This window comes from Actinomycetota bacterium, from assembly GCA_040881665.1.
Classification (GTDB): Bacteria; Actinomycetota; UBA4738; order UBA4738; family HRBIN12; genus JBBDWR01.
Genome location: JBBECT010000007.1, coordinates 171,684 through 184,296, shown reverse-complemented (window position 1 = coordinate 184,296; position 12,613 = coordinate 171,684). Strand labels below are relative to the sequence as shown.

General features: G+C 70.0%; 11 protein-coding genes. 8 read left to right on the top strand and 3 right to left on the bottom strand.

Going from position 1 to position 12,613, the window contains the following annotated elements:
- Nucleotides 1-18: 18 nt before the first annotated feature.
- Nucleotides 19-549: a hypothetical protein gene (locus tag WEF05_11090; protein ID MEX1102425.1), complete on the top strand. Its 531-nt coding sequence runs from the start codon at nt 19-21 to the stop codon at nt 547-549.
- On the opposite strand, the gene WEF05_11085 is transcribed toward WEF05_11090, so the two are convergent.
- Both WEF05_11085 and WEF05_11080 read right to left on the bottom strand, forming a co-directional pair.
- Complete coding sequence (locus tag WEF05_11085; protein ID MEX1102424.1) at nt 539-2,455, bottom strand: alkaline phosphatase family protein; 1,917 nt, start codon at nt 2,453-2,455, stop codon at nt 539-541. The genes WEF05_11090 and WEF05_11085 overlap by 11 nt on opposite strands.
- A 160-nt stretch (nt 2,456-2,615) precedes the next feature.
- Nucleotides 2,616-3,806, bottom strand: coding sequence for an aminomethyltransferase family protein (locus tag WEF05_11080; GenBank protein MEX1102423.1), 1,191 nt, complete (start codon nt 3,804-3,806; stop codon nt 2,616-2,618).
- Between the two features lie 220 nt (nt 3,807-4,026).
- On the opposite strand from WEF05_11080, the gene WEF05_11075 reads away from it, so the two are divergent.
- Both WEF05_11075 and WEF05_11070 read left to right on the top strand, forming a co-directional pair.
- Entirely contained in the window at nt 4,027-5,643 is a 1,617-nt protein-coding gene (locus WEF05_11075; GenBank protein MEX1102422.1) for an NAD(P)/FAD-dependent oxidoreductase, read from the top strand.
- Complete coding sequence (locus tag WEF05_11070) at nt 5,643-7,241, top strand: NAD(P)/FAD-dependent oxidoreductase (GenBank protein MEX1102421.1); 1,599 nt, start codon at nt 5,643-5,645, stop codon at nt 7,239-7,241. The genes WEF05_11075 and WEF05_11070 overlap by 1 nt, the downstream gene beginning before the upstream one ends.
- A gap of 7 nt (nt 7,242-7,248) precedes the next feature.
- Here the strand turns inward: WEF05_11070 and WEF05_11065 are convergent, their stop codons facing one another.
- On the bottom strand, nt 7,249-8,193 hold the full coding sequence (locus tag WEF05_11065; protein MEX1102420.1) for an endonuclease/exonuclease/phosphatase family protein: 945 nt from the start codon (nt 8,191-8,193) through the stop codon (nt 7,249-7,251).
- Between the two features lie 18 nt (nt 8,194-8,211).
- On the opposite strand from WEF05_11065, the gene WEF05_11060 reads away from it, so the two are divergent.
- From WEF05_11060 to WEF05_11040, 5 genes are all read left to right on the top strand, one after another.
- The gene (locus WEF05_11060) at nt 8,212-8,442 is read left to right on the top strand and encodes a DUF2277 domain-containing protein (GenBank protein MEX1102419.1); all 231 of its coding nucleotides are present in this window, start codon (nt 8,212-8,214) and stop codon (nt 8,440-8,442) included.
- A 51-nt stretch (nt 8,443-8,493) separates the two neighbouring features.
- Entirely contained in the window at nt 8,494-9,900 is a 1,407-nt protein-coding gene (locus WEF05_11055) for an aminotransferase class I/II-fold pyridoxal phosphate-dependent enzyme (protein MEX1102418.1), read from the top strand.
- Nucleotides 9,901-9,977: 77 nt separating this feature from the next.
- On the top strand, nt 9,978-11,087 hold the full coding sequence (locus tag WEF05_11050; GenBank protein MEX1102417.1) for an ABC transporter ATP-binding protein: 1,110 nt from the start codon (nt 9,978-9,980) through the stop codon (nt 11,085-11,087).
- Nucleotides 11,084-11,782, top strand: coding sequence for an ABC transporter permease (locus tag WEF05_11045; GenBank protein ID MEX1102416.1), 699 nt, complete (start codon nt 11,084-11,086; stop codon nt 11,780-11,782). Before WEF05_11050 ends, WEF05_11045 begins: the two co-directional genes overlap by 4 nt.
- Nucleotides 11,779-12,516: an ABC transporter permease gene (locus WEF05_11040; GenBank protein ID MEX1102415.1), complete on the top strand. Its 738-nt coding sequence runs from the start codon at nt 11,779-11,781 to the stop codon at nt 12,514-12,516. The genes WEF05_11045 and WEF05_11040 overlap by 4 nt, the downstream gene beginning before the upstream one ends.
- The last annotated feature ends 97 nt before the right edge of the window (nt 12,517-12,613 follow it).

Below are 12,613 nucleotides of genomic sequence, written 5' to 3'. Positions count from 1 at the left end.
CGCCGCCGGTGGTCGGTCGTGACGACCGATGCCGCTCCGGAGGTGGTGTGGGCGGTCGAGGCCGCGGCCAATCCTTCCGTGCTCCGGCTGCACACGATGCTCGAGCTCACGAAGCGGACGATCGTCGGGTGTCCACCGGGTGACCCCGGGGCGCCGTTGGATCTCTTGTTGGTGATCCCCGGGGTCCGGTCGATCGAACTACACCGTTATCTCGCGCGTCTGAACCTGTATCCCGGCGCGGACATCGGCGGCGTGTGGTCGGCCGTGGTCGGCTCGTTGATGCCGTCGTGGGGCCGCCCGGTCGATCCGCCCGAGATCGAGCACGATCCGCGGTCGTTCCCCGTGGACGACAACGGACCGCGTCGCGTGGCGGAGAGCCTCGAGATGGCGGCCGACGATCCGATCCTCATCGCGATGTTCCGGGTGCACGGCGTCGCCGAGGCGATCCTGGAGCACGGACGCGTCGGCATACGGCCCGGGCGCTTGTTCGATTGGGAGCACCTGAACCCCCGCGTGCTGGCCGCGCTCGCCGAGCCGTCTACCAGCTGACCGGCGGGATCCCCGGATCGGCCTCGGGGTAGGCGGTCTCCCCGAACCTCGACAGGTCGCGGCTCTGGAGCGACTCGAGGTACGACAGCGGGAACACCGCGGCGAAGGGTTTGTCGCCGAGCAGATCGCGTCGAACGAGGTTGCGCGGCACGTACGGACCGATGTTGTCGCGATAGCGGTAGTCGCCCAGCCAGGCGGCGATGTCTTCGGGCCGCCACCCCGCGTCGAGCATCGCGCCGCCGGCGAGGTAGATCTCGTGCGGGACGACGCTCTGGGTCACGCTGAGCAGGCGGCTGCTGAACTCGGCGTCGACGTCGGCGTCGAGCTGGATCGGGTCGACGCGCACGCCGTCCACCTCGTCGATCGGCGGGCACTGACCGTGGTCCGCGGTGAAGATCACCGCGTACTCGCCGGGACGGAAACGCCGCTCGAGGTCGTCGAGCAGCCGTCCGAGCTGGCGGTCGACCTCGGCGAGGACACGGCCGGTGCGCTCGTCGAGGAAGTTGTAGACGTGCCCCGCGTAGTCCGGCGACTTGAAGTTGATGTAGAGCAGATCGGTCACGTCGTCGTGCCCGATCGGCTCGGAGCGGAACGCGGCCTCGATCAGGTCGCCTTGGTAGGCGACGATCGGGGGCGCGCAGCACGCTTCCTTGAGGCCCTGGAGATCGTAGGGCGACGGAGGTGGCGCGATCGTCGCGTAGTCCGCCGCGAGCTGTTCGTATCGCGCGTACGGAGGGACGTCGGCAGGCAGGCGATAGATGTCGGGGTTGAGTGAGGCCCAGGCGTTCGCGCCGGTCTCCGGCCAGTAGGTCGCGATCGGCAGATCGCCGAGGGGCCGGTCGCCGCCGCGGCCCATCATGCCGACGTGCCAGATCTGGTAGCCGATCTCGCCGACCCACGCCCCGTCGCCGGTCTCGGCGCTCCATGCCTCGGCCAGGGTCGGTGCGAGCAGGAACGAGGGGTCCGCCTCGCCCGCAGTTCCGTACGCCTTCACGACCTCTCCGTCGATCCGGACGTTGTGGCCCGAGATCCCGTGGGCATGCGGGAACGCGCCCGTCCCGATCGTCGCGTGCGCGCACGCGGTGACCGCCGGGAACGAGCCGACGATCGCGTTGCGGTACACGGCGCTGCCGCGAAGCATCCGCCTGACGTTCGGCCACGCGTCGGGATGCTCCGCGAGGACGTTCCACCCGCCGCCGTCGATCACGAACGTCACGATCACCTTGGGGGGGGTGGAGGGGGTTTCGATGCCCGGCAGTGGCACGCCGTCGGGAGCGGGGAAATCGAACCCCATCAGGGTCGCGGCCGTCGGCGCGAGATCCGCGAGGCTGACGCGCTCGGTGGAATCGGACGGGGTGACGATCCCCGGTGCGTAGACCGCGATCGGGATGCGTTCGAGGTAGTGCCACACCTGCGAGTGGCTCGTGCGCGGGTCGTTCTCGACGAGCGACTCCGCCTCCTGCGGATAGATCGAGCTCGAGCCCGGTGCCACGATCAGCTGGAGGTCGCCCGACCGCTCGGGGTGGTAGCCGCGGCGGATCAGCTCCATGTACTCCGCGCCGACGTCGGTCGCCATCCCATCGAGGATCGGTCCCGGATCGGGCGCGGTGAACCGCTTCAGCTCGCGCCCTCCGGCGGCGCCGACCACCACGAGCCCCAGGCCGCCGGCCGCGGCGCCCGCCAGCAGGCGTCTGCGTCCCGGATCGGGAGCGGTCGTGGGGTGCGCGGGATCCGCGCGCCGGCGGGCTCGGACGACGAGCGCCACGATGCCCGCGACGACGACGAGGATCCCGACGGCGATCGCGGCGACAGTGCTCGCCGCGAACGCGATCGCCCCGGTCACGACGAGGGCGAGCGCGAGCAGCACGATCGTCGGGACACGATTCGGACGCCGCGCATCGCTCATGGGCACCAGTCTCGCAGAGGGCTCCCGGCCCGGACCCGGTCGGGGGGAGGCGTGATGTGGAGAATCGGCGACACCCGGGTCGCTGCTCTGCAAGGTGTTCGCTGTCGCCGGCCGAAGGGTTCGGCGGGCGAGGGCCCCGTTCGATCGCCGAGGTGCGCGGCTAAGTGCGCTTGCGCTCGAGGTCGAGGAACGGCGTCGGGACGACGGTCGCGGCCACCTTGCCGTGCTCGCCCTCGACGGTCCACTCGATCGAGACGCGTGTACCCGTCGCCGCGAACTCCTTGTCCACCGACGCCAAGGCGATCATCTTCTTGATCGTCGGGCCCCACGTGGTGCTGGTCGCGCGGCCGATCTGCCTGTTGTCCTTGTACAGGGGGATCTCCGAGCGCGTCACCATCGGTGAGACCTCCGGCGCGAGGTCATGTGCGGCGAACATCCGCTCGATGCCGGCCCACTCGATGTCGAGACCGACGAGCCGGCGGGCGGGACCCCCCGAGCGCTGCTCGGCCTGGAGTGCCCGCTTGCCCGTGAAGTCCGCGCCGTTGAAGTCGACGAGGCCGCCGAGCCCCAGTTCGAAGGGCGAGTAGCGTTGCTCGTCGTTCAGGGCGGCCTTCGCGCTCGTGTAGTCCACGTCGACCATGATCAGACCGGCCTCGACCCGTGCGACGTCGAGCGCGCGGACCCCGATCGGACGGATCCCGTAGTCGGCGCCGGCCTCGAACAGCGTGTCCCACACCTGCAGGCCTCCGTCGGCCGGCAGCCACAGCTCGTAGCCACGATCGCCGGTGTAGCCGGTGCGTGTGACGTCGACCTCCACGCCGCCGATCTCGCTGCGCCGACGACCGAAGTACCGCACGTCGGACCAGTCCTGCCGCGTCGCCCCCTCGAGAACCTCGCGGGCGAGTTTGCCCTGGAGCGCGAGGGCGGCCGTCGCCTCGGACACGTCGTCGATCCGGACGTCGAGGCCGGTGGCGTTCATCGAGAACCAGCGGGCGCAGGGGTGGGCGGAGGTGATCCGGTAGGTCGACTCGTCCAGGCGCGCCACCGTTCCGTCGTCGACCACGGCGCCGTCCTCGTCGCACCACGGCGTGTACCAGACGCGGTCGACGGCGAGCTTGCGCGCGTCCCGCGGGATCACCCGGTCGATCAGGCGAAGGGCGTCGACGCCGGACATCTCGTACTTGTACAGGGGTGTGGCGTCGAACAGGGCGGCGGCCTCACGGATCGCGTTGTACTCGATGTCGTGGAAGTCGGCGTAACAGGCCGCCGAGAAGTAGCCGGACCACTCGTTCCAGGCCTGCTTGACGTTCATCTCCGCTTCGCGCGGGTAGAAGGCGGTGCCGACGCTCACGGGGCCCTCCTCACTCACCGGGTGCCGTTGGCTGGTCGGCGTAGTATGCACCGCCGCCCCGGCCCCTGACCTGCCCGGGGAGGACGTCTCGCTGACCTGAAGTCAACGGTCCGCTGGTCGGGGTTCTGACCCCGGTCTAGCATGGGCGACCGGCGCGCCCGGCTGCGGTTGCGTGGGGTCGGTGCGACCCGAAGTCACACGGTCTCAGGAGGGTCGGGAGATGGCGCAGACCTACGACGCGGTCGTCATCGGCGGGGGCCACAACGGGCTCGTCGCGGCCGCCTACCTCGCGAAGGCCGGCAAGAAGGTCGTCGTGCTCGAGCGGCGCCACGTCCTCGGCGGCGCGGCGGTCACCGAGGAGATCTTCCCCGGCTACCGGTTCAGTGTGTACTCCTACGTGGTCTCGTTGCTGCGTCCCGAGATCATCCGCGAGCTGCAGCTTCCCAAGCACGGCCTCGAGATCCTCCCGCTCGACGGGACGATCACCCCGCTCGACGACGACTACCTGTGGCGCGTGAACGATCACGGCAAGACGATCAACGAGCTGCGTCGCTGGTCGAAGAACGACGCCGAGGCCTACGAGGAGTACTCCCAGTTGATGGCCCAGATGGCGCGCTTCATCAAGCCGATCCTGTCGGCCGTGCCGCCGGATCCGGGCAAGATCAACCCCCTCGAGTGGCTGCCGCTCGTGGGCCTCGCGAAGGAGTTCAAGGACCTGCCGCGCCGCCATCAGCAAACCTTCATCGAACTGATGACGATGAGCGCGGTCGACTTCCTCGATCAGTGGTTCGAGACCGACCCGTTGAAGGCCACGATGTCGGCGTCGGGCATCATCGGAACCTTCCAGGGGCCGCGCTCGCCGGGAACGGCCTACGTCCTGCTCCACCACTACATGGGTGAGATCGACGGCGCGTTCCGCGCGTGGGGCATCCCCAAGGGCGGGACCGGCGGCATCTCGAACGCGATCGGCAGCGCCGCGCGCTCGCTCGGGGTGCAGATCCGGACCGAGGCGCCCGTTGCGCGGATCGACACGAAGAACGGGCGCGCCACGGGAGTGACGCTGGAGTCGGGTGAGGAGATCGCGGCGAACGTCGTGCTCTCGAGCGTCGACTCGCACGTCACGTTCCTCAAGCTCGTGGAGGACGGCGTGCTCGACCCCACGTTCACCGACGAGGTCCGCCGCTACAAGTACCGGGGCTCCTCGGGCAAGGTGAACCTCGCCCTCGATGGTCTGCCCGAGCTCGCCTGCAAGCCGGGCACGGGGGAGTGGCTCCGCGGAGCGATCAGCTTCTCGCCGAGCGTCGACTACATGGAACGCGCCTACGACGACGCGAAGTACGGACGATTCTCGCAACGGCCCTATATCGACATGATCTTCCCGACGCTCGTCGATCCGTCGATGGCGCCGCCGGGCAAGCACATCATCAGCTGCTTCGTGCAGTACGCGCCGTACCACCTCGCCGGCGGCAGGCAGTGGGACGATCAGATGCGCTCCGCCTTCGGCGAGAACGTGATCGACACGCTCGAGGAGCGGTTCCCGAAGATCCGCGAACACATCGTCCACAAGATGTTCATCACGCCGAAGGACATCGAGGACGTCACAGGGCTCACCGAGGGGAACATCTTCCAGGGCGAGCTCTCGCTCGAACAACTCTTCTTCAACCGCCCCGTCCCGGGCTGGGCTCGATACGAGACGCCGTTGAAGGATCTGTGGCTCTGTGGCGCGGCGACCCACCCCGGTGGCGGCATCATGGGCGCGTCCGGTCGCATCGCAGCGCTCGAGGTCCTCAAGGCGAGCAAGGGCGGGCGCACCTCCGGCGGGAAGGCGGTGGCGTGATGGCGACCTACGACGCGATCGTCGTCGGCGGCGGCCACAACGGGCTCGTCGCGGCCGCGTACCTCGCGAAGCGGCGCCGGAAGGTGCTCGTGCTCGAGCGTGCCGACCGGGTGGGAGGCATCCTCGCGAACGTCGAGCTCGCCGAGGGGTTCACCGCGCCGGGTGTGGCGCACACGGTTGGACGCCTGCGGAAGTCGGTGATCGCCGACCTCGAGCTCGAACGACACGGGTTCGAGCCGATCGAGCCGGACGTGCGCGTGTTCGCGCCGCAGCCCGACGGTTCGGGCATCACGCTGTGGGCCGACGCCGCCAGGACCGCCGAGGGGCTGCGCGCCTCCGCTCCCGTGGCGGCGGATCGCTACGTGGCCTTCGACAAGCGGGTACGCGCCCTCGCGAGTTTCCTCGCGCACGTGAACGCGGCGACGCCGCCGGACGTGAAGACCCCCTCGATCGCGGATGCGATCAACGGGCTGAAGCTCGGCAAGGCATTCAAGGGCCTGGGCTCCAAGGCCGGACGCGAGGCCACCCGCGCATTGCCGATGGCGATCGCGGACTTCGTCCGGGAAGGGGTCGGCGAGGGAGCCGGCTCCGATCCGGTCGCCGGGGCTCTGGCCGCTCGCGCCGTCCTCTACACCTCGATGGGGTCGTGGTCGGCGGGCTCGGCGGCCGTGTTCCTCAACGACTCGGCGGGCAACGACGGTGGTGTCGCGGGCCAGAGCACGTTCGCGAAGGGGGGTAGCGGCGCGCTGGCCGACGCACTGGCGAACGCGGCCACGGCGTTCGGAGCCGAGATCCGCACGGGCGCGGAGGTCTCCGCGATCGCGTCGAACGCGAACGGCCGGGCCACGGGCGTCGTCCTGGCGTCCGGTGAACAGATCCGCGGCACGGCGATCGTCACCGCGTGCGACCCGAAACGCACGCTCACGAGCCTGATCGATCCGGTGGTCCTCGGCCCGGAGCTCGTCTGGCGCGGCGGCAACATCCGGACCCCCGGTGCGACGGCGAAGGTCGATCTGGCGCTGTCGGGGATGCCGAAGTTCAACGGCGCCGACGAGGAGCGGCTGCGCGGGCGGATCGTCGTCTCCCTCGGGATCGACTATCTCGAGAAGGCCGCCGACGCGTGGAAGTACGGCACGATCTCCGAGGACCCCATGCTGGAGATCACGATCCCCACGTTGAGCGATCCGAGCCTGGCCCCCGAGGGACGGCACGTGATGAGCGTCCTGTTCCAATCCGCTCCGTACGCACTCCGGGAGGGGACCTGGGACACCGAGTCCGAGCGCCTCGCCGACGTCACGGTCAAGGCGCTCGAGCGCTACGCACCGGGGCTCGGCGAGCTCGTCGTCGCCCGGCGGGTCCGCTCGCCGCTCGACCTCGAGCGCGAGGTCGGGCTCTCGGGCGGGCACGTGTATCACGGCGAACCCGGGCTGGACGACTTCTTCGCGTGGCGCCCGTTGCTGGGCCACGCGCGGTACCGGTTCGGGATCCCGGGTGTCTACCTCGCCGGATCGGGGGCACACCCGGGCGGCGGCGTGACCGGAGGACCCGGCGCGAACGCAGCGCGCGAGATCCTGTCGGACCTCAAGCGCAAGCGGTAGGCGAGGTTCACCCCGTCGACGCCTCCGGGCAGGGTCCGATGGAGGTCACCACCCCTTCGTGGTCCGAGCCGGGGACCGAGAACACGCCCGCGTCGGCCGAGCACCATCCCGGCGTGGTGAACACGTAGTCGATCCGCAGGAACAACACCTGCCACGGTCCGCTCGCGTAGGTGGAGCGCGCCCATCCGGTCCGGGTCGCGTCGTGGAGCGCGGACGCGACCGTCCGGTAGGCCTGCCCGCGATCGCTCATGTTGAAGTCCCCGGCGAGCACGACCGGCTGGACTTCACGCTCGACCCGTCCGAGCAGATCGTCGAGGAACCCCAGCTGCGCGTCGAACGCCGCGTTGTAAAGCGGGTTCACCGAATGCACGACGTACAGGACGAACGGCCCGGCCGCCCCCCAGATGCGCACCCGCAGGACGCGTGCGCCGTTCAGGGCGGCACCGGCGGATAGCTCGCGCATCGGGAGATCGGTCCTGACCGACAAGAACCCCTCGTCGACGACGTGGGCGTACGCGTCGCCGATCCCGTCGACGATCGCGGGTGCTCCTTCGATCACCGCGAGCACGTCGGCGTGCTCCTCGACGAGCGAGTCGGCCGACGCCTCGTCACGGTTGCGCTCGTAGGTGTTCGCGACCGCGATGCGCACCGGATCGAGAGGAGGATCTGATCCCAGTGGCATCCGCGGTCCCACGATCACGACGATCGTGAACAGGGCGACCGACCCGGCCGCGACCGTTGCCCAGCCCGAGTGGAGCCACCGGCTCGCCACCGCCAGGGCACATGCGGTGCCGAGGGCCACGAGGGGCAGGAGCACGGCGGCGACATCCATCACCGGAGCGAGGTCGCGCACGGCGAACCACGCCCACGGCACGAGGGCCAGCGCGAGGCAGACGGCCGCGAGCACACGTCGATCGATCCGATCGGGAGTCACGAGCGCCCAGTCTTCCATCTCGTCTACGATCGGCCCATGTGCAGGAGCATCCAACGCTTGCGGAGCCCCGAGGGTCCCGCCGACGACGACGAGGTGCGAGCCGCCGCGCTCCAGTACGTGCGGAAGGTGAGCGGGTTCCGCGAGCCGCCGAAGCGAGATCCGGACGCGTTCGAGGCGGCGGTGGATCGTGTGGCCGCGGCGACACGGGAGTTGCTCGACGACCTCCCGGCGCTCCGCGTTCCCGCAGCGGCTCGCGACGCGGACTAGGCTCGCCGTTCGGCTCCGGGTACCGCGACCCACGACGCTACGATGACGCCCGTGGCCATCCCGCTGGAGCCCTCGGACGAGCAGATGCGCGCGATCGGCGCCGCCGCGCTCGACCACGTGGCATCGTTCATCGACGGTTTGGACGAGACCTCCGCGGCCGGAGGGACCCGCGACGCCCTCGAGATCGCGTCGACGATCGGAGGGGCTCCTCCGGAGACCGGCCGGCCGTTCGACGAGGTTCTCGCGGACTTCGGGCGCGGCGCCGAGCGTGCCCTCGAGCCGGCCGGGCCCGGCTACCTCGCCTACATCCCCGGAGGGGGTCTGTACTCGGCCGCCCTCGCGTCGTTCCTCGCCGCCGGTGTGAACCGGTTCGTGAACCTCGCGGCCACCGCACCGGCGTTCGTCCGGATGGAGGTCGACGTCCTGCACTGGTTCTGCGACCTGTTCGGGCTGCCGGTCACCGCGGGAGGGATCCTCACGACCGGCGGTTCGATGGCGAACCTCTCGGCGATCGTGACGGCACGACGAGCCCGGCTCCCGGAGGACTTCCTCGACGGGACGATCTACGTCTCACAGCAGGCGCACGCCTCGGTCGCCAAGGCCGCGGCGATCGCGGGCTTTCCCGATCGTGGTGTGGTCCGCGTTCCGGTGACGCGGGAGCTTCGCCTGGACGTGGACGCTCTCGCGGATCAGGTCGCCGGCGACCGTTCGGCAGGCCGCAGCCCGTTCTGCGTCGTCGCGAACGCCGGCACGACGAACACCGGCGCCGTCGATCCGCTCGAGCCGATCGCCGATCTCTGCGTCCGGGAGGGGTTGTGGCTGCATGTCGACGCGGCCTACGGCGGGTTCTTCCAACTGACGGAGCGGGGACGGGAGCGGTTCCGCGGCATCGATCGCGCGGACTCGATCACGCTCGACCCGCACAAGGGGATGTTCCTGCCGTACGGCACGGGATCGCTCCTGGTCCGTGACGCCGCCCTCCTGCGGGATGCGCACGCGTCGAGCGGGGCCGCCTACCTCCAGGACCTCGTCGCCGGGGGCCAGATCCTCCCGAGCTTCGCGGAGTACTCCCCGGAGCTCTCGCGCGAGTTCCGGGGGCTCCGCGTGTGGCTCCCGCTCCAGCTCCACGGGGTCGCGGCGTTCCGCGACGCGCTCGAGGAGAAGCTCGATCTCGCCGAACAGGTCCACCGGGAGCTCGCGAGCGATCCGAGGCTCGAGGTGCCCTGGACGCCCGATCTGTCGATCGTGGCGTTCCGGCTCGCCGACCCGGGCTCGGACGAGATCGGCGCGAACCGAGCGTTCCTCGAGCGGATCAACGCGTCGCAGCGCGTGTTCCTGTCGAGCACGATGATCCACGGGCGGTTCATCCTGCGGATCGCGGTCCTGTCGTTCCGCACCCACGCCGACAGGATCCACGAGGCGATCGAGATCGTGCGGCGGGAGGCGAAGGCGCTCTAGACTCCAGCGGACCGGGCGAGGTCCGGCATCGGCACGGCGGGCGCTCGCGGACGCCACGAGCAGGGAGGACCGGCAGCGTGACCGACGACGTCGCGATCTCGATCCGGCACGTCACGAAGCGGTTCCCGAACGCCGAGCGGGATGCGGTCGGTGACCTCTCGCTCGAGCTGCGCGCGGGCGAGATCACGGCGCTGATCGGTCCCTCGGGCTGCGGCAAGACCACCACGCTCAAGATGATCAACCGGCTGATCGAGCCCACGGCCGGCGAGATCTTCCTCGAGGGGACCGACGTCCTGACACAGGACCCGGTCTCGTTGCGGCGGGGCATCGGGTACGTGATCCAAACCGTCGGGCTGCTTCCCCATCGCACGATCGAGCAGAACATCGCCACGGTGCCCGGCCTGCTCGGCTGGGACAAGGCCCGCACGTCCTCCCGGGTCCAGGAACTCACCGAGCTCTTCGAGCTGGATCGGGATCTGCTGTCCCGCTACCCCGGTGAGCTGTCCGGCGGTCAGCGCCAGCGGGTCGGCGTCGCTCGCGCGCTCGCGGCGGACCCGGGGGTGATGCTGATGGACGAGCCGTTCGCCGCGGTCGATCCGATCGTCCGAGGCCGGCTGCAGGACGAGTTCCTCGCGATCCAGCGTCGGCTCCGCAAGACGATCGTGTTCGTGACGCACGACATCGACGAGGCGATCAAGCTGGCGGATCGGGTCGCCCTGTTGAACGTCGGCGGCGTGCTCGAGCAATTCGCGCCCCCCGAGGAGATCCTGCGGACCCCCGCGGATGCGTTCGTCGAGGAGTTCCTCGGGTCGGAGCGAGGATTGAAGCGGCTCGCGCTGATCAAGGTCGCCGACATCAGGGTGGAGGACGGCCCGGTCGTCGCCCCGACGGCGACGGCGGAGCAGGCGCGCGCGGTGATCGCCGCCTCGCCGTTCGATTGGGTCAGCGTCGTGGACGGGGCCGAGCTGCTGGGATGGGTGGAGGGATCCTCACTCGATGGCGTGGCGACGGTCGCGGAGGCGAGGCCCCGACGGTTCAGCGCGTACGTCACCGCGAGCGACTCCCTCCGGACCGCCCTCGATTCGATCGTGACGAGCCGGACGCAGGTGGCCGTCGTGGCGACCGAGGGCCAGCGCTATCGAGGGATCCTCACCCTGGAGCGGATCTCCGAGGAGATCCTCTCGTGACCGTCTTGGCGTGGATCCTCGCGCAATCCGAGGAGCCGTTGATCCGGTGGGACTGGATCGTCGACCATCTCGACGAGATCGGGGCGGATGCGGTCCAGCACGTGCAACTGGTCGTCGCGTCGGTGGGCCTGGCGTTCCTGATCGCGTTCCCCTTGGCTGTGCTCGCCCATCGACACCGGCTGACCTACGCACCGATCACGTGGGTCACCGGGATCCTGTACACGATCCCGAGCCTCGCTGCGATCGCCTTCCTGATCCCGATCACAGGCTTGTCGCTGACCACCGTCGTGTTGCCGCTCGCCGGCTACAACCTCCTGATCCTGATCCGCAACAACGTGGCCGGCCTCGACACCGTGCCCGACGACGTGAAGGAGGCCGCACGCGGGATGGGCTATCGCGATCGTCAGTCGCTGTGGAGGATCGAGGTGCCGCTCGCCGTCCCGGTGATCGTGGCGGGTGTGCGGATCGCTACCGTCAGCACGATCGGACTCGCGACGATCGGCGGATTGATCGGGCGCGGCGGGTTCGGCCAGCTGATCTTCGACGGCCTCGAGACCGACTTCTGGACACCGCTGCTGTTGGGCTCGTTCCTCACGGTCGCGTTCGCCCTTCTCGCAGACCTGGCCCTCCTCGGGCTCCAGCGATGGGTCACCCCCTGGGCGAAGGCGCCGGAACAGAGGACGGCGGCCACGTGAACGAACTCGTCGAAGGCTTCGGCTGGATCGCGGATCCCGCCCACTGGAGCGGACCCGACGGGATCTGGACCCGCCTGGGGCAGCACGTCCAGCTCTCCGTGGCGTCGCTCGTGGTCGCCCCACTGATCGCGATCCCGGTCGGGCTCGCGGTCGGACACACGCGACGCGGACGGTTCGTCGCGGTGCAGATCGCGAACCTTGGGCGGGCGATCCCGTCACTCGCGATCGTGTCGGTGATGTACCTCGTGTTCGTCAGCGCCTGGCCGGAGCTCGCCTTCGGGTTCGCTCCGACGTTCGTCGCCCTGACGCTGCTGGCGATCCCCCCGATCCTCGTGAACACCTACGTCGGCATCCAGCAGGTGGACCTCGACGCCGTGGAGGCCGCCCGCGGGATGGGCATGAGGGGCTCCCAGGTGCTGTGGCGGTTGGAGACCCCGCTCGCGATGCCGCTGATCATGACCGGGATGCGGCTCGCGGCGGTGACAGTTGTGGCCACCGCGACCTTGTCGGCACTGATCGGGGGCGGCACGCTCGGCCGGTACATCGTGGACGGATACGCACAGCAGGACACCCCCAAGCTGGTCGCGGGGGCGATCCTGGTCGCCGCCCTCGCGGTGCTCACCGAGCTCGTCTTCGCCGTGTTCGTCCGCGTCACGACGCCCAGAACGAGTTCGCGCGTGGAGCCGCCGTCCGCCGCACACCCGCCGAACGAGGTCGAGCCCGCGCGATCCTGAGCCCCCGATGCCTTGGGTGGCACCTCTCTCGGGGGTGCTGCTAGGGTTCGCGGGTCCGAGACCGGGTGCGGTGTGCGCCCGGTTGCGACGTATGGAG

Excerpts from the sequence above, each read along its gene's own strand:
- WEF05_11060 (MEX1102419.1), top strand. The coding sequence starts at position 8,212 with ATGTGCAGGAGCATCCAACGCTTGCGGAGCCCCGAGGGTCCCGCCGAC.
- WEF05_11065 (MEX1102420.1), bottom strand. The coding sequence starts at position 8,193 with ATGGAAGACTGGGCGCTCGTGACTCCCGATCGGATCGATCGACGTGTG.
- WEF05_11075 (MEX1102422.1), top strand. The coding sequence starts at position 4,027 with ATGGCGCAGACCTACGACGCGGTCGTCATCGGCGGGGGCCACAACGGG.
- WEF05_11070 (MEX1102421.1), top strand. The coding sequence starts at position 5,643 with ATGGCGACCTACGACGCGATCGTCGTCGGCGGCGGCCACAACGGGCTC.
- WEF05_11085 (MEX1102424.1), bottom strand. The coding sequence starts at position 2,455 with ATGAGCGATGCGCGGCGTCCGAATCGTGTCCCGACGATCGTGCTGCTC.